This window comes from Vibrio mimicus CAIM 602 (assembly GCF_000338875.1).
GTDB classification, from domain to species: Bacteria; Pseudomonadota; Gammaproteobacteria; order Enterobacterales; family Vibrionaceae; genus Vibrio; species Vibrio mimicus.
On the sequence record NZ_AOMO01000044.1, the window covers coordinates 268,523 to 285,929 of the forward strand.

Below are 17,407 nucleotides of genomic sequence, written 5' to 3' on the forward strand. Positions count from 1 at the left end.
GGAGAGGAACATGCTGAATCTCACCCGTACTCTTCCGGTGCGAATGTTGCCACGCTGGAGCCGTGATAGCCTGATTCTGTTTGCCACTTTGCTGGTGCTGTTATCGCTGATGTTGGTGTTTATTGTCGCGCCTTTAGTCGCTATGTTGGCGAAAAGCGTGCAAAACGCGCAGGGTGAATTTGTCGGGCTGACTTACTTCGCTCAATATTTTGCTTCCACTGCGCTCTGGCAATCGATGCGTAATACCTTGGTGTTGGGCATCGGTGTGACCGCTGTGGTTGGTTTACTGGCTTTTGGTTACGCCTATGCGTTAACGCGTTCCTGCATGCCGGGGAAAAGTTTGTTCCGAGTGCTAGGAAGTGCACCGATTTTGGCGCCTTCGCTGTTACCTGCTATCAGTCTTATCTTTTTGTTTGGTAATCAAGGCATGCTCAAAACGTGGTTAGGCGGAGAGTCCATTTATGGAGGATTAGGCATTGCTCTGGGTTTGGTTTTTTGGACGTTCCCACATGCGTTGATGATTCTCACCATCTCGCTCAGCACTTCGGATGCTCGTTTGTATGAAGCGGCGAGGGCGCTGAAAACTTCCCCAATCAAAACCTTCTTTATCGTGACACTTCCCGCCGCAAAGTACGGATTGATCAGCGCCTTGATCGTTGTATTTACTTTGGTGGTGTGTGATTTCGGGGTGCCGAAAGTGATTGGTGGCAGCTATAACGTGTTAGCAACCGACATTTTCAAACAAGTGGTTGGGCAGCAAAACTTTGCCATGGGGGCGGTGACCAGTATTGTACTTTTACTGCCTGCGGTACTGGCCTTTGTTGCGGATCGCTGGGTGCAGAAAAAGCAGCAAAGCTTGTTTGATACCCGTTCCGTGGTTTACCAACCCACTCCGCATAAACTGCGTGATGGGCTGTGTTTGCTTTACTGTGTACTGGTTTGCGTGGCAATAATCGCAGTATTGGCAACGGCGGTGTATGGCTCGCTCGTCACTTTTTGGCCGTGGAATACGGCACTGACACTCAAAAACTATCAGTTTGCTGAAACCAGCACTTACGGTTGGAGTCCATATTTCAATTCATTGACTTTGGCTAGCTTAACGGCGTTGTGTGGCACTGTGCTGATCTTCCTTGGTGCTTACAGTATCGAAAAAGGGCGAATTTTAGCCCCGCTGCGTCAGGTGATGCAGATGCTGAGCATGATTCCGATGGCAGTGCCGGGATTGGTACTGGGGTTGGGGTATATCTTCTTTTTCAACCACGCCAGTAATCCGCTCAATGGCCTATATGGCGGCATGCTGCTTTTGGTGATCAACACCGTAGTGCATTACTACACTGTAGGGCATATGACAGCAGTTACCGCACTCAAGCAGTTACCGCCTGAGCTGGAAGCCACTGCGGCCTCCATCAAGCTGCCGCAATATCGCTTACTGTGGAAAGTGACATTACCCGTATCCTTGCCTGCGGTATTAGACATCGCTAGCTATCTGTTTATTAATGCATTAACCACCACTTCTGCGGTAGTATTCCTCTACTCAACGGATACCATTCCCGCATCGGTTGCGGTACTGAATATGGATGACGCAGGTCAGACAGGTTCGGCCGCGGCGATGGCTGTGATGATTATGCTCACGGCTGGTTTGATGAAGCTGCTGCATGTCGGGTTGGAATTTGGATTGTTTGGTCGCATGCAAGCATGGCGCAAGCGTTAGTGGAAAGAAGCAATAGGATAGCAATGCAATACGTAAAAATTAAAGATGCCATCGTAGAGCAGATTGATGCGGGTATGCTGATGCCACGTCAAAAGCTGCCTGCGGAGCGCAAATTAGCCGAATCATTTGATACTACGCGAGTCACCTTGCGTGAGGCGCTTTCACTGCTTGAAGCGGAAGGGAAGATTTATCGCGAAGATCGCCGCGGTTGGTTTATTTCGCCGGCACCTTTGCGCTATGACCCCACTCAAACACTCAATTTCACCAATATGGCGCTGTCACAAAATCGCCAACCAAAAACGGAACTGATTGCAGCCAAGGCGGTGATCGCCAACAAACAGGCCACACGTCTGCTCAAGCTCAAACCGTTTTCCGATGTTTACCGAGTGGATCGCGTGCGTTATCTGGACAATCGACCTGTGGTGTATGTCACCAACTACGTTCGCCCAGAGCTGTTTCCGAACCTGCTCAATTTTGATTTGTCGCAATCGTTGACCGATCTGTATCGCGAGCATTATTCGACACAATACCAGACGATCCACTACCGTATTTCAACCAGCTCGTTACTGGGTGAAATGGCACAAGCGTTACGCGCTACATCGGGTACGCCGGCTATGGTGGTAGAGCGAGTTAATTACAATCAAGAAGGCGAGCTGATTGATTGTGACATTGAATACTGGCGTCACGATGCCATTACCATTGAATCCATCGCAGAGTTAAAACGTTAACCCTTCCTCACGAAAGAGGCAGATTGCTTGCCCTGTCGGAATGACAGGGCTTTTTGACAAGGTTGTCGTATGTCTTTTGTGCCTATCATCATCGTCTTATTTTCTGCATTGCTGCACGCCGGTTGGAACATCATCGGCAAACGCTACCAAAGCTCGGGGGCATCTTTCTTCTTGGCGGCGACGGCAGCCACATCATTGCTTCTCACACCTTACATCTTGTGGTACTTCGCGCAAATTGGCTGGTCAACATTGCCAACCCAGTTTTGGGTGCTGCTGATCATCAGTGGGATTAGCCAGATGGTGTACATGCTTGGGCTCGCTCTTGCTTACAGCAAAGTGGATATCGGGATTGCTTATCCTTTAGCACGTGGGCTACCCGTGCTGTTAGTGGGGGCAGGTACGGTATTGCTGGGCTACGATTTGCACCTTAATCAATGGCTGGGATTTGGATTGATCACACTTGGCTGCTTGATGATCCCGCTCCAAAAATTCCGCCAATTTCGCTTTACGGATTATGCCAACATCGGGATTGTATGGGCGTTAGTGGCTGCGGTGGGCACCGCTGGGTATTCCATCATAGATAAAGAAGCACTTGCGATCATTGAACAGACCGTGGGCTTACTGATGCCAGCCAGTTACTCTGCCGTACTTTATTTAGGGATTCAGTTTTGGGCGATGTGTTTGCCGCTGACCATTTGGTACTTATTGACTGGGCAACGCGCCCCTTTCATTGAGGCGTGGCGAATCCGTTATACCGCGATCCTTGCGGGCCTGATGATGGGAGGCACCTACAGTTTGGTGCTGTATGCGATGACTTTGACGGAAAATGTGAGCTTTATTGTGGCGCTACGCCAAACTAGCATCGTATTTGGGCTGTTTATGGGCATCGCTTTTCTGGGAGAGCGCTGGTATGTCACTCGTCTTTTAGGGATTAGCGCGATTATCGCAGGACTTATTGTGGCGTTTGCTTAGTTTCCTCCAAGCATAAAAAATGGCCCGTAGGCCATCTCTCATAAAGGTATTGAATGCTGTTTAAGCGTTGGATTCCATCGCTACTGGCGTATTTTGCTCTGCCGCATCCAGCATTTTGCGGATCACGACGGAAGCGAATAACGCCACACCAACCATTACGACGGCCAGAATGGTCAACAGTTTGAAGTAATCGCCATAAACGATCTGCACAATTTGTTGCGTGATAGCTTGGCCTTTTTCCAACGCGATTGAAGTTGAGAATACCGCACCGATGATGCCACTCAGCGCCATCGCAATATAGAACAGACTCACTGAGAAGTTCTCGATCTGTTTTGGCGCGACAGACAAAATAAACGCGACCACTAAGCTACCCACCACAACCTCAGCAAAGGCTTGGAAGAAGTGGATCACCAAGAATACTTCAGGGCGGATAATCGCATCTTCACCGACAGTCGAAACCGCAAACGTCAGAATGCCGAATGAAATCGCGGTCAGTACAAACGCAAATGCAATTTTGGTCGCAGTAGAGAAGGTAATGCCACGCTTTTCCAAGTTCGAAAACAGGTAAGAAATGGCTGGGCCAGCCACAATACACCACAGCGGGTTCATTGCCATTGAAGCTTCTGGTGCAATCGGGATGATGCCGAAGAGATCGCCGCGCATGGTGTTGATGGTGACCATGGTCATCGAGGTCATCATTTGCCCGTAATACACAAAGAAACAGGTTGTTAGCACAGTCACAATTAAGATCGTGCCCATCTTCAACGCTTCCGCGCGGCTGGCTTTAAACATCAAGCTGATGAAGTAGAAAATCGCTGCCAAACCAATGGCGTACACAATGTTTTGACCAATTGCCATGTTGGAGAACATGAAGAAAACCAGTCCCACCATCGCCATTGAAAGCAAAGCGAACGCTACCCAATTCCCTACGCTGACAGGTTGTTGATCTTTATGACTCGCCACTTCAACCAACGGACGACGCATTACCACTATGGTGATCGTAGCTAGTGTTGCCATTAATGCGGAAAGCGCAAAGCTGCCATGAAAACCCAGAAGTAACACCAGCATTGGGAACAAATATTGCCCCAAAAGTGCGCCTACGTTGTTGACCGAATAGTTGACCGGATAGCCATTATTAAAGTCTTCTTCACTGGCGAAAGTACGCTTGTACAGACTTGGATAGGATGGAGACATCAAACCACGTGCGTAGCTAGCCAGTGCAATGCCAACCAAGCTCAAAGGAACGTTAGTGGATGAAGCACCGAGCACGAGCAGCAGATAGCCCACGGCAAACGTCAGGTAGGAAATTGCCAGTGAACGGTACGCACCGAGAAATTTATCAGCAATAAAGCCCCCGGCAATAGCAAAGAGAGGGCCAATCGAAGAGAATGCGCCGACGACCATCATGGTATCCGCTTCGCTGTAATTAAGATCTTCAAGGAAGAAGCGGGTCAGGATTACCATGACACCGTAGAAAGAAAGGCCAAACATCATTTGGCAGAACATCATTGATTTGTTGAGTTTATTCCACATATCGGTCTGCTATCGTGTTTATCGCTAGTGCATATATCTAGATATTTCTAATGCAGCAGCATCTAATAAAATAAGGGCGCGATTATGGCAGAAAAAACCAACGATGCACTCATTTTCTGCCTGCATGAAGAAAATCTATGTGTGCATAATTCAGGCTCGCTTTACATCTCATTCAAAAGTATGGAATTCTGTTTGAGTTAGTCTCTTAGAGATGGATGAAGAGGATTGTGTGATGTCAGCAGCTTGCCCGATATGGGTTGTACTTGGTAAACGTTTAAATAGCGATGCGCTCACTGTAGAAGGCAAAAGCCGAGTCGATGGGTTACTTTCGGCGTTACAGTGTCATGAAAATTCATCAGCATTGATTGTTTTCTGTGGTGGCGTTACGGCTGGACAAACAGTTTCTGAAGCGCAGCGAATGCATGAATATTTTCAGCAGCAAGTTCAGCAAAAAGGTTTGGTGTTACAACACGTAGATGTTTTGTTGGAGCAACAATCCACCAGCACGGTAGAGAATATTGAGCACCTAGCACATGTCTTACTCGCTAGTCAGCGACTTCATGCCGGTGAAATACTCACTCTGACCTTAGTTTCTAGTGATTATCACCTCAAACGGATTTTTGAAATCCAAGATTTGATGGATGAACAAGGCCTTTTGCGTACTCTCGATGAGCGTTTTCTACAAGTCGGTGTAAAGTTGGACATTTCACGCGATCTCAATGCTCATGTTTGTGTGTCATACCCGTATAGCTGCGAGCAAGGGATGCGATTTTTATGGGTGGATGAGCTGACTACTTATCGAGTTTTCTTGGAAGGTGTGGTGGCAGGAACTTTTCAAAGGCCTTTACCGGACGTTCACTATCAGCCTTATCACATTGCGAAAACCGCACTGACGCAACTCCGCCAACTCATGCACCAAGATTCGGTCATGCTCTCTATGTTGGCCTTGATTGAAGCGATTGTAGAGTCGTCGGCTTATCTGAAATATGAAGAAAAAGTGCGTGAAGAGTTGGCGATACTCGATACTCAGCTTACGTTACTCAATCGATTGTGTGACCCTGAATTGGAGCGAACGGGTCGTTGGTGGAAGCGTTAATCATATAGAAATCAGAAAGGCAGCTAAGCTGCCTTTCTCTATTACTGTTGAGTATCGTGGTTTTGGCGAAAATATTCCCACTGCTCAATTTTATCGCCTTGTTTGGTCACACAGTAAGTTACACGCTGCGCATCTTCCGTCACCATTTCCAACTCACCGCCTTGTTCAACACAGTAAACCGATGCCGGGTTAGCCATAGAAGTGTATTCCTTCACGGTGTACTCATTTTCTTGACGAGCACATCCAGTGAGAATCACTGCACCAACTGCGCTTGCGAGGAATAGGGTTGTTTTATTCATGCTCTCTCCATTTTTTGTTACGGGTTGCATATCAGTATTCTACAAAATTTGTTTTTTGGTATATGTCAGATTTGTCAAAAGATTGATGCTGTCTACAATTAAGAAAATGCTCAAATAACGACATATTCGTCTGTTTCTAGTTTTAGGGTCTGGCCTGTTAAGGGGGATAGCATGTCATCAGTTAAGTATCGATTAGTGACACGCAGTGATTTTGACGGTTTGGTGTGTGCGATCTTGCTCAAAAGTATCGAGCTGATTGATGACATTCAGTTTGTCCATCCTAAAGACATGCAAGATGGCAAAATACCGATTACTGATCGCGACATAGTTACCAACTTGCCCTATGTTGCGAATGCCCACCTTGTGTTTGACCATCACCTATCAGAAACACTAAGAAACAAAGGCGAACGTCCTAACCATATCATTGACCCCAATGCACCTTCTGCAGCTCGGGTGGTGTGGGAATATTATGGCGGTGCAAAAACATTTCCTTCCGAGTGGCTAGAAATGATGGCGGCGGTAGATAAAGGAGATGCGGCCCAATTTAGCCGTGATGAAGTACTCGATTCTACAGGCTGGAACTTGCTGAATTTTTTAATGGACGCCCGTACAGGGCTAGGGCGTTTTCGTAATTTCCGGATTTCCAATTACAACTTGATGATGGCGCTCATTGATCATTGCAGCCATGCTTCGATTGACGAGATTTTACAACTCCCTGATGTGAAAGAGCGGGTAGAACTGTACCGTGAGCATGAAACCCTGTTCAAAGAACAGATTCAACGTTGCGGCAAAGTGTATGACAATTTGGTTTTGCTCGATCTTACGGAAGAAGAGATCATCTATGCGGGTAATCGCTTTATCATTTACGCGCTCTATCCGCAGTGCAATATTTCCATTCATAAAATGTGGGGCTTTCAAAAACAGAACATTGTGTTCGCAACCGGAAAATCGATTTTTGATCGCAGTTCTCAAACCAATATTGGTGAGTTGATGCTCAAATATGGCGGTGGTGGCCATGCGGCTGCAGGGACTTGTCAGATTGCTGTTGAAGACGCGGATCGCGTTGAAAAAGAATTGATCACGCAGATCACCGCAGATGGTTAAAATTGATTCAGAGCAAATAGACCCTGATTTATCAGGGTCTTCTATTTTCTGATGTGTTAGTATCGCCCAAAACCGTTGGAAAAGGAGAGCCGATGAAACCTCTACATATTGCTGTACACCCTGATATTAAACCATTGAATCAGCAGCGTATTGTGCAACGTAAAGCCGCACGAGCGATTGCTATGCGTGGTGAGCGTATTTTGCTGCTCTATACCGAACGTTACCATGACTATTCACTGCCTGGTGGCGGACTTGAAGCCAATGAAGATGTCTTGATGGGCATGATCCGTGAGCTTCAAGAAGAGACTGGGGCGCAAAATATTCGCAATATTGAGCCGTTTGGTTTGTACCAAGAATTTCGTCCTTGGCATAAACAGCAGGAAGCCGATGTGATCCACATGGTTTCCTACTGTTATCGCTGTGAAGTTGATGATCAGCTTGGTCAAACTCAACTCGAAAGTTATGAACAGCGTAATGGCATGAAACCGGTTTGGGTCAATATTCATGAAGCTATTGCCCATAACGAACAAACGCTACGTGATGATTCATGCAAAGGAATGAGCATTGAGCGTGAAACTTATTTGCTACGTTTAATCGCTAAAACCCTTCATTGATCACGTCTTTGGGGGAAGTTACTTCCCCTAATCTCCCTACTTTCCAAATTTACCTATACTTATCCAAGTAACTGAATTACTAATAGTTTGTGTTGTTCGATCATCATCCCAAGAAAGGGGGAATGATTAACGCGTTAAACCATTGATGGTAAGAATAGTAATGGAGAGAACTATGCGCAGATGGAAGCCTATCGCATTGGGGATCACGCTCGCTTTATCGAGTCAGGTAAGCTGGGGGGCCGTAATTGAAACTACCCGTTTAGTCGGGTTTGGCGAAGCTAAATACCCGGAAAACTTTACCCATTTTGATTATGTGAATCCTCAAGCCCCCAAATATGGAAAAGTCACTTTTGGTGAACTAGGTACTTACGACAACTTTAACCGCTTTGCTTCACGTGGCGTTTCAGCAGCGAATACAGAAGAACTTTATGACTCGTTGATGTTCTCACCTGCCGATGAAATCGATTCCTACTATCCGTTGATTGCCAGTAAAGTCCGTTATTCAGATGACTACACTTGGCTTGAAATCGATCTCAATCCTAAAGCACGTTTTCACGATGGTAAGCCGATCACCGCGCACGATGTTGAATTTACTTTTGGCAAGTTCATGGCAGAAGGTGTACCGCAATATCGGGTCTACTACAAAGATGTAGGTTCGGTTAAAGCAATTTCTGATCTGACTGTGCGTATCGAGATGAAACAGCCTAATCGTGAACAATTGTTTAGCCTCGCGCAGTCAACTCGAGTTTTGCCTAAACACTTTTGGCAAGACAAAAACCTTGCAGAGCCACTCAGTCAACCTCCTGTTGGCAGCAGCGCTTACCAGATTACGGATTTTAAACCCGGTCAAAGTGTTACTTACAAATTGAATGCCGATTACTGGGCCAAAGATTTACCCGTAAACGTCGGACGAAATAACTTTGTGCAAGTTCAATACGATTACTATCGGGATGACACCGTCATGCTTGAGGCATTTAAAGCCGGGGAGTTTGATATTCGCCAAGAGAACCAAGCCAAATTCTGGGCGACGTCTTACACCGGCAGCAATTTTGATCAGGGTTTTATTAAGAAAGAAGAGATTGCTCATCAGGCTCCTGCCACGACTCAAGGTTTCATCTTTAATACTCAACGTCCCGTGTTTCAGGATGTCCGTGTACGCGAGGCATTGAACTATGCGCTGGATTTTGAATGGATGAATAAGAACCTGTTTTACGATCAATACAAGCGTACTCGCAGCTATTTTCAAAATACCGAATATGAAGCACAAGGGTTGCCCGATGCTGCTGAACTTGCGGTGCTATCGCCATTCAAAGACCAATTGCCAGAGCGTGTTTTCACTGAGTCTTATCAGCCTTCAGTAACCGATGGCAGTGGGCGCATTCGTAACCAAATGCGTGAAGCTTTTGCCTTATTGAAAGCGGCGGGCTGGGAGCTCAAGAATAAAGTGATGACCAACGTTAAAACGGGTGAGTCGTTCAGCTTTGAATTCTTGATCTACAGTCCAACCACGGAGCGTATTGCTATTCCATTGCAAAAAAATCTGCAGTTGATGGGGATTGAAATGAAGATCCGTACCGTGGATACCACGCAATACACCAAACGGCTGCGAGATCGTGATTTTGATATGATTTCGCACGGTTACAGTGCAAACCCTTATCCTAGCCCTAATCTGTTAATTGTGTGGAATTCGCACTATATGGATTCTACGTACAACTCCGCAGGGGCGAATGATCCTGTTATTGATGCGCTTACCGAGCAGATTGCCAAAAGCCAGCAGGATACTGAAAAGCTACAAGCTCTTGGCCGCGCGTTAGATCGTGTACTGCAATGGAATTTCTACATCATTCCGCAATGGCATTTGAGTATGTACCGCGTTGCGATGTGGGATAAATTCAGCCGCCCAAGTGTATTACCTAAATACTCTCTCGGATTAGACACTTGGTGGGTAGACAAAGATAAAGCTGCTCGGCTCCCTGAAAAACGGCGTTAGGAGTTGCAATGCTCAGTTATATTTTGCGCCGTTTGTTACTGGTGGTGCCCACTTTGTGGGCCATTATTACCATTAACTTTTTCATTATTCAGATTGCACCGGGTGGCCCGGTTGAACAGGCCATAGCGCAACTGGAAGGCAACACTTCTGGACTTATGGAGCGTTTTTCTGGTGGTGGTCAAGAAGTTGCAGCACCGACGGAAGCGCCAACCTCAGGCTACAAAGGTTCCCGTGGGCTTGATCCTCAAGTGGTAGAAGAGATCACTCGTCGCTTTGGTTTTGATAAGCCATTGCATGAGCGTTATTTTCAAATGCTTAAAGACTACGCCACCTTTAATTTTGGTGAAAGCCTGTTTCGCGGCGGTAATGTGATCGATCTGATTGTCGAACGGTTACCTGTTTCCATTTCACTTGGGTTATGGAGCACGTTGCTGATTTACCTGATTTCCATCCCATTAGGCATCAGTAAAGCCATTCATCATGGTTCGAGATTTGATGTGTGGTCGAGTGCGGTAGTCATTATCGGTTATGCGATTCCCGGATTTTTGTTTGCGATAATTTTGATCATCCTATTTGCCAGCGGTAACTATTTCAGTTGGTTCCCGTTGCGTGGTCTGGTTTCAGATAACTTTTCAGCGTTGCCTTGGTATGAGCAAGTTCTTGATTACTTTTGGCATCTCACTTTGCCAACACTAGCGATGGTGATTGGTGGATTCGCCACATTAAGTATGTTGACGAAAAACTCGTTTCTGGACGAGATCAATAAACAGTATGTCGTTACCGCGCGTGCCAAAGGGTTGGATGAGCGTCGAATCCTCTACAAACACGTATTTCGAAACGCCATGTTGATCATCATTGCCGGATTCCCGAGCGCCTTTATCAGTATCTTCTTCACAGGAGCAATGCTGATTGAAGTGATGTTCTCATTGGAGGGGATAGGACTACTCGGCTTTGAAGCAACGATCCAGCGCGATTATCCGTTGGTTTTTAGTTCACTCTACATCATGACGTTATTGGGATTGTTACTGAGCATTGTGTCGGATTTGACTTATATGTGGGTTGATCCCCGCATTGATTTTGAGGCTCGCTGATGAAGCTGTTGCAAAGAACAAAACGCGCGCCGAATCCTTTAACTGAGGCGCGTTGGGTAAGATTTAAAGCCAATCGTCGTGGCTTCTGGTCACTCTGGATTTTTCTACTGCTGTTTGTGATCAGTTTGTTTGCAGAACTGATTGCTAATGATAAACCGCTACTCATTCACTATGACGGTAATTGGTATACGCCGATTGTGCAGCGATACAGCGAAACACAATTTGGTGGTGAATTTGATACGGAAGCTGATTATACCGACCCGTACGTTGTCGGGTTGATTGAAGAGAAAGGGCAGATTATCTGGCCGCTAATCCGTTTTCATTACGACACCATCAATTTCAGTATAACAGGCAGTGTGCCATCGCCACCGGATTCAGTGAATTGGTTGGGTACGGATGATAAAGGTCGTGATGTTCTTGCACGGATTATCTATGGCTTTCGGATTTCAGTGCTATTTGGGTTTGTGTTAACGCTAATCTCATCATTGATTGGTGTGCTGGTGGGCGCAACTCAAGGCTACTACGGTGGTTGGCTCGATCTCTTTGGTCAGCGTTTTATCGAAGTTTGGTCTGGAATGCCGACATTGTTCTTACTGATCATTCTCTCTAGCTTTGTTGAGCCTAACTTTTGGTGGTTGCTTGGCATTATGGTGCTCTTTAGCTGGATGAGTTTGGTGGGAGTCGTGCGCGCCGAGTTTCTACGCTGCCGAAATTTTGATTATGTGCGTGCGGCGCAGGCGATGGGGGTCAGTGATATGCGAATCATGCTCCGCCATATGCTGCCCAATGCCATGGTCGCTTCGTTAACTATGATGCCATTCATCCTCTCTGGCTCAGTCACCACTCTCACCTCATTGGATTTTCTTGGGTTTGGTTTGCCTGCTGGGTCACCTTCACTTGGTGAACTATTGGCGCAAGGTAAAGCCAATTTACAGGCTCCTTGGCTGGGTATTTCAGCTTTTGTGGTGCTTTCGGTCATGTTGACCTTGTTGGTGTTTATTGGTGAAGCAGTTCGTGATGCGTTTGATCCTCATCTGCAACGGAGAAGCTCATGAGCGATTGGGTATTAAAGATAGATAACCTATCCGTCGGGTTTGGTGTAAATGGAAGTGCGCAGGCGGTGACTGAAGATGTCAGCTTGCAAATAGCGCGAGGAGAAACGTTAGCCTTGGTGGGGGAAAGTGGTTCGGGCAAATCGGTGACGGCCAATGCGATTTTACGCCTGCTACCTAAAGGTTCTTCGTACTATTTGAATGGCAGTATCCAATTTTCAGGTTTAGATACGCTGCGCTGTTCGGAACGTGCGTTACGTGGCATTCGAGGCGGACGGATTGGGATGATTTTTCAAGAACCGATGGTGTCGCTCAACCCACTCCATAAAATTGGTAAACAGTTGGTGGAGGCTTTGGCCATCCACCGTGGTTTGCGTTCAACGGTCGCAGAACAGAAAGCCATAGAGTGGCTAGGCAAAGTCGGAATCCGCCATCCGGAAATGAAGATCAACGCGTATCCACATGAACTTTCTGGTGGTGAACGCCAGAGGGTAATGATTGCCATGGCATTGATGAATGAACCCGAATTATTGATTGCCGATGAGCCTACTACGGCTCTGGATGTGTCCGTTCAGGCACAAATTCTCGATTTACTCAAATCACTGCAACAAGAGTTGGGTATGACCATGCTGTTTATTACTCATGATTTGAGCATAGTACGCCGAATTGCTGACCGAGTGGCCGTGATGCAACGTGGGCGGTTGGTGGAAACCAATGAATGCCAAGCTTTGTTTAATGCACCACAACATCCTTACACTCAACAGTTGATCAATGCCGATCCGCGCGGTTTGCCTGTGCCGATTGAGGCCAATGCTCCAACTCTGTTGCAAACGGAAAATTTGAAGGTCTGGTTTCCTATCAAGGGCGGGCTATTTCGCCGTACTCAAGCCTATATCAAGGCTGTAACGGATATGAATTTCAGTCTCGCTAAAGGTCAGTCACTGGGCCTTGTGGGTGAGAGTGGTTCTGGTAAATCCACCACTGGCATGGCGATTCTAAAGCTTTTAGCTTCGCAGGGTGTGATTCGTTTCTCTGGGCAAGATCTGCAAACGCTCAAACGACATGACATGCTGCCATACCGAAGCAAAATGCAAGTGGTCTTCCAAGATCCTTATTCTGCGCTCAATCCTCGAATGTCCGTTGCTCAAGTTATCGGTGAGGGGTTACGAGTGTATAGCCAAATGGATGATGAACAAATTGATCAGGCGATTTGTGAAGTGATGGAAGAGGTGGGGTTGGATATCACGACGCGGCATCGTTATCCCAATGAATTTTCCGGTGGACAAAGGCAACGTATCGCGATTGCGCGCGCTTTGGTTCTAAAACCCGAGTTTATTTTGTTGGATGAGCCGACATCTTCTTTAGATCGTACTGTTCAGGCACAAGTTTTGGACTTACTGAAAGATCTACAGCAGAAATATCACTTAACTTATCTGTTTATCAGCCACGATTTGGCAGTGATCCGTGCTTTGTGTCATCACACCATCGTCATGAAAGCCGGCGAGATCGTGGAGCAAGGAGAAACTCAGGCTCTGTTTGAAAATCCAACTCACCCCTATACACAGGAGTTGGTCCGACTATCACTGATTTGATACGTCTGAGTTAATCGATGTTGCAGATAGCAAACCGCCCTCTTGTTGAGGGCGGCTGCACTGACCAGCTTAAGATGCTGATGGCGTAACATACAGTGTTGGCGTATTTGACCAGCTCTGTTTTAACGCTGGTGTCAAATCGCCTTCATAAGCATGTGCCATAAAGAGATCAAACAGTGCTAATTCGGAAGATGGCGTAACGTAGACTTTGCGCTGCGCCATAGCAGCAACCAAACGATCTGCCTGATTGCGAATGTCGTCAGCTTGGTTTAGTTCTGTTTGTGCTTGTAAATGAGCGCGCTGAGTAGCAACCGCCAGCTCAAATTCTGCTTTGCTAAAGCCATTTGATAAAGCGCGTTCAATTTCCGCTTTCACTTGTTGCTGAACTTTCTGGCTCTCCTCTTGTGAGACGCCTGGAATGGTAAGGTTCGACCAAAGTGAGCGGTTCATCATCCACTCAACTTGAGTTTGAGCGGACAAATTATACGGCTGAAGGACTTGGTTGATCCGGTTTTGCAACGCAATGTTCGCCACTTGAACCAACATGGTTTGGCGGCGTTGTTGCTTACTATCATTGCTAACAGGGGACGGTACAAGAGTGTTCAAGCTGATGTTCTGTTTTGCCACATCTTGCATTTGAGCTTGCAAGTTTGGTATCACCATCGCGCTTTGAAGAGTGGCAGAGTTTTTGTGCCAATCGCTAAACTGCTGATCAATTAACTGCTCTAAATGGCGTTTGTTAAAATCGCCAACCACAATCAATGTCATGTTTTTTGGTGCATAAAAGCGCTGTTTAAATTCCATCGCTTGCGCACCATTGATTTGACTCAATCGGCTCTGTAGCGCATCAAAGCTACGCTGAACCTGTTGCTGCTGGGCATAGTTCAGAGCAGGAGCAAGCAAACGTCCATCAACCGCAATCTGTTCTACAGATTTGTTCAACATATCTGGTGCAGGTAGGGCATCGTTACGCAGAGCATTCGACAACTCACTGAATGCTTGGGACATTTGCTCTTGCGTTGTGGTGTGTAGGCTAACCACAGTCTGGTTGAGATCTAACTGCGCTTGAGCTGGAACAGTGAGTTGACCCAGCATTTGTGCGGCGGTGTACATTGCACTGCCAGATTGACCGCCTTGTTCCTGAAGAAGCCCGCCACCCATTACCATGCGTATGGCAACGTTATGTTGTGTATTCGGCATAGGTAAAAGCACGTAGTGCAAGCCATTTTCCAATACCCCTGCAGAGGTTTGGCGAGGAAGCTGTAAATCGCTGCGCTCAAACCACCATTGATCAGCTGATTGAGCTTGAATAGCAGGGGCGAGTAGTAGGCTTGAACAGCACAAAGTAAGACTTAAAGTACGAACAACAGATTTTAAAGGATGCAATGCAAAATCCTCTCGATAGGATGCCAAGATCACACAAGAACGTGAATGTGTTTACATTCATCGCAGACAACTTCCGTGTTCCGCTTGGTAGAGCCCGGATATCGAGGTAGGCGACACTGACAAGTGCAGTGTGGGAACTGAGACTGGCGACAAATTAAACGGGCGCGATTTTCTATTTCCCAGTCACATGTGTCAATCCTAATTCATTAGTTTAACTGTTAGTCTCGTGACTGAGACAACACTACGGTTTCACGATGAGTTCGCTATATCCGGTATTCGGATCATACTGACGAGTGAAATGATGTTGTGGGTAGTGATGAATCATGAGTTCAGCCGTTGTGTTGATAAGGTTGCCATCCAGCAAATGACCGCCCCAAACTTGGCCTTGTGCATCTGCCACCGCAATATGCAGATGACAATGTTCGTTAGTTAATGTACCGCTGAGAGAGAGAATTTCAAACGGCGCCGCCACTTGCAGGGTCGAAACACTATCGGCAAGACGGATGTTGAGCTGTGACAGACAACCGACACATGAGGCAATCGACCCCGCATGAATCTCATGCTTTTGAACTAACTGCGCAATCCGTTGTTTTAAATCGTCACCTTGAGTTAAGCGCACCGCAATCAGTTTGATCATGCTTGCCCTTCAATTAAACCCGTTAAAGCGATTAAGCCTTGCTCAAGATCTGCATGGCGCTGAGCTTTGCCCAACACTCGCATTCCTTGCATTTGAGTGAGCACCAATTTAGCCAGTAAATCAGCAGGAACTCGAGATGGAATTTGACCTTGTTGCATGGCGTTGTTGAGTGCGCGAGTAATTAAATTCAGCAGCAGGTCAAACAATGCATGGCCTTTGGCGAGTACTTCGCTATCCGTATCGGCATGTTCGACGAGTGCATTTTGAATAAAGCAGCCACTCTTTGCCTCTCTTTGCAAAACGGCAAAATCTTCTAAAAAAGCCTTCAGCTCAGGCCAGCTAGCTTGCTCATCTTCTAAATCGGTGAGAGCAGGGAAGCTGATCAATGTGAGATAACGATCCAGCGCTTCATAATAGAGTTTTTGTTTATCACCAAACGCATTGTACAGGCTGAAGCGGTTGATTTTTAAGTGATCGACCAGATCTGAAATCGCCGTATTGGCATAGCCTTTCTGCCAAAACAGTGCCATTGCCTCACGCAATTTCTCTTCTCGATCAAAATTGGATTTTCTTGCCATCGGAAACTCTGCGGTAAATATATTCTTGACTGAACGTTCAGAAACTGAGTAGAGTATATCCAGAACGATCGTTCAGAAAAAGAAAATTAAGGAAATTAGAATGAAATTATATGAAACCGCCATGACCCCAAGCAGCCGCAGAGTCTCGATCTTTCTTAAGGAATTAGGATTGGATGTTGAGCGTGTACAGGTTGATGTTCGAGGCGGAGAGAATTTATCCGATGCATTTAAAAGCAAAAGCCTAAACGGCAAGGTGCCATTGCTAGAGCTTGAAGATGGTACAACACTTTGTGAGAGCGTTGCGATTTGCCGTTATTTTGATCAGGCATACCCAAATTCACACCATCTATTTGGCAATACGGCTTTAGAGAAAGCTCAAGTTGAGATGTGGCATCGTGTGGTTGAATTCCAAGGGTTGTATGCTGGTTTTCAAGCATTCCGTAATTTGAGTGGTATTTACAAAGATCGTGAAAATTGTGTCTATGCTTGGGGTGAAGAGAGCAAAGCTCGTGTGGCAGAATTTTTACCTCAACTCGAACAGCGTTTAGCGCAGTCTACTTTTATTGCTAGCGATCGTTTCACTATTGTTGATATTACCGCCTACATTTTCATTGGCTTTGCCGAAAAGGCGTTGGAATTGCCTGTGGCTGAACACTATCCGCACATCACCCGCTGGTATGAGCAGATTGCACAACGACCAGCATTTCAATAAGGAATCTTTATATGATTGACTTTTATACTGCTGCAACGCCGAATGGCCATAAAATTGCCATTGCTCTTGAAGAGATGGGGTTGGAATACACAACTCATGCGCTAAATCTTTCCAGCAATGAGCAAAAACAGCCTGCTTTTACGGCGATCAATCCGAACGGACGTATTCCAGCGATCGTCGATCGAGAGAATGAGGATTTCGCTGTATTTGAGTCTGGCGCGATTCTGCTCTATCTCGCAGAGAAGACAGGGAAATTCCTGCCTCAAGAAACCAAAGCTCGTTCACGTGTTCTCCAGTGGTTGATGTTCCAGA

At 46.4% G+C, this 17,407-nt stretch carries 17 protein-coding genes; 12 read left to right on the forward strand and 5 right to left on the reverse strand.

What is annotated here, in order from left to right; translation table 11 throughout:
• Positions 1 to 10 precede the first annotated feature (10 nt).
• The 3 genes from D908_RS05190 (at position 11) to D908_RS05180 (ending at position 3,411) form a co-directional block, all read left to right on the forward strand.
• Positions 11 to 1,711, forward strand: coding sequence for a putative 2-aminoethylphosphonate ABC transporter permease subunit (locus tag D908_RS05190; protein ID WP_005525929.1), 1,701 nt, complete (start codon positions 11 to 13; stop codon positions 1,709 to 1,711).
• Positions 1,712 to 1,734: 23 nt separating this feature from the next.
• Positions 1,735 to 2,439 carry a phosphonate utilization transcriptional regulator PhnR gene (gene phnR / locus D908_RS05185; RefSeq protein WP_001200479.1) on the forward strand — a complete coding sequence of 235 codons (705 nt, stop codon included), beginning with the start codon at positions 1,735 to 1,737 and terminating at the stop codon, positions 2,437 to 2,439.
• 69 nt (positions 2,440 to 2,508) lie between these two features.
• The gene (locus tag D908_RS05180) at positions 2,509 to 3,411 is read left to right on the forward strand and encodes a DMT family transporter (protein ID WP_005525930.1); all 903 of its coding nucleotides are present in this window, start codon (positions 2,509 to 2,511) and stop codon (positions 3,409 to 3,411) included.
• 60 nt (positions 3,412 to 3,471) lie between these two features.
• On the opposite strand, the gene D908_RS05175 is transcribed toward D908_RS05180, so the two are convergent.
• Positions 3,472 to 4,944 (reverse strand): peptide MFS transporter, encoded by a 1,473-nt coding sequence (locus D908_RS05175; protein WP_005525933.1) that lies wholly within the window; start codon positions 4,942 to 4,944, stop codon positions 3,472 to 3,474.
• Between the two features lie 232 nt (positions 4,945 to 5,176).
• On the opposite strand from D908_RS05175, the gene D908_RS05170 reads away from it, so the two are divergent.
• Positions 5,177 to 6,040: a YdcF family protein gene (locus D908_RS05170; RefSeq protein WP_005525936.1), complete on the forward strand. Its 864-nt coding sequence runs from the start codon at positions 5,177 to 5,179 to the stop codon at positions 6,038 to 6,040.
• A 41-nt stretch (positions 6,041 to 6,081) separates the two neighbouring features.
• Here the strand turns inward: D908_RS05170 and D908_RS05165 are convergent, their stop codons facing one another.
• Positions 6,082 to 6,339: a putative hemolysin gene (locus tag D908_RS05165; protein ID WP_001044643.1), complete on the reverse strand. Its 258-nt coding sequence runs from the start codon at positions 6,337 to 6,339 to the stop codon at positions 6,082 to 6,084.
• A 171-nt stretch (positions 6,340 to 6,510) separates the two neighbouring features.
• On the opposite strand from D908_RS05165, the gene D908_RS05160 reads away from it, so the two are divergent.
• From D908_RS05160 to D908_RS05135, 6 genes are all read left to right on the forward strand, one after another.
• Positions 6,511 to 7,443, forward strand: coding sequence for a hypothetical protein (locus D908_RS05160; protein WP_005525938.1), 933 nt, complete (start codon positions 6,511 to 6,513; stop codon positions 7,441 to 7,443).
• Between the two features lie 92 nt (positions 7,444 to 7,535).
• Positions 7,536 to 8,057: an NUDIX hydrolase gene (locus D908_RS05155; RefSeq protein ID WP_000803129.1), complete on the forward strand. Its 522-nt coding sequence runs from the start codon at positions 7,536 to 7,538 to the stop codon at positions 8,055 to 8,057.
• Between the two features lie 172 nt (positions 8,058 to 8,229).
• Entirely contained in the window at positions 8,230 to 10,047 is a 1,818-nt protein-coding gene (locus D908_RS05150) for an extracellular solute-binding protein (RefSeq protein WP_005525940.1), read from the forward strand.
• Positions 10,048 to 10,055: 8 nt separating this feature from the next.
• Positions 10,056 to 11,138 (forward strand): microcin C ABC transporter permease YejB, encoded by a 1,083-nt coding sequence (locus tag D908_RS05145; RefSeq protein ID WP_000954177.1) that lies wholly within the window; start codon positions 10,056 to 10,058, stop codon positions 11,136 to 11,138.
• Positions 11,138 to 12,193: an ABC transporter permease gene (locus D908_RS05140; protein ID WP_005525942.1), complete on the forward strand. Its 1,056-nt coding sequence runs from the start codon at positions 11,138 to 11,140 to the stop codon at positions 12,191 to 12,193. The genes D908_RS05145 and D908_RS05140 overlap by 1 nt, the downstream gene beginning before the upstream one ends.
• Complete coding sequence (locus tag D908_RS05135) at positions 12,190 to 13,782, forward strand: ABC transporter ATP-binding protein (RefSeq protein ID WP_005525945.1); 1,593 nt, start codon at positions 12,190 to 12,192, stop codon at positions 13,780 to 13,782. Before D908_RS05140 ends, D908_RS05135 begins: the two co-directional genes overlap by 4 nt.
• 69 nt (positions 13,783 to 13,851) lie before the next feature.
• Here D908_RS05135 and D908_RS05130 read toward each other — a convergent pair whose 3' ends face one another.
• The 3 genes from D908_RS05130 to D908_RS05120 all read right to left on the reverse strand — a co-directional run bounded on the left by D908_RS05130 (position 13,852) and on the right by D908_RS05120 (position 16,383).
• Positions 13,852 to 15,168 carry an insulinase family protein gene (locus D908_RS05130; RefSeq protein ID WP_005525948.1) on the reverse strand — a complete coding sequence of 439 codons (1,317 nt, stop codon included), beginning with the start codon at positions 15,166 to 15,168 and terminating at the stop codon, positions 13,852 to 13,854.
• Between the two features lie 241 nt (positions 15,169 to 15,409).
• Positions 15,410 to 15,805, reverse strand: a complete 396-nt coding sequence (locus D908_RS05125) for a PPC domain-containing DNA-binding protein (protein ID WP_005525950.1) — start codon at positions 15,803 to 15,805, stop codon at positions 15,410 to 15,412.
• Entirely contained in the window at positions 15,802 to 16,383 is a 582-nt protein-coding gene (locus D908_RS05120; RefSeq protein WP_005525952.1) for a TetR/AcrR family transcriptional regulator, read from the reverse strand. Before D908_RS05120 ends, D908_RS05125 begins: the two co-directional genes overlap by 4 nt.
• Before the next feature lie 100 nt (positions 16,384 to 16,483).
• On the opposite strand from D908_RS05120, the gene D908_RS05115 reads away from it, so the two are divergent.
• Positions 16,484 to 17,095, forward strand: a complete 612-nt coding sequence (locus tag D908_RS05115; protein WP_005525954.1) for a glutathione S-transferase — start codon at positions 16,484 to 16,486, stop codon at positions 17,093 to 17,095.
• 11 nt (positions 17,096 to 17,106) lie between these two features.
• Positions 17,107 to 17,407, forward strand: a 301-nt coding sequence (locus D908_RS05110; RefSeq protein WP_005525956.1) for a glutathione S-transferase N-terminal domain-containing protein, incomplete at its 3' end; no start/stop codon positions are given.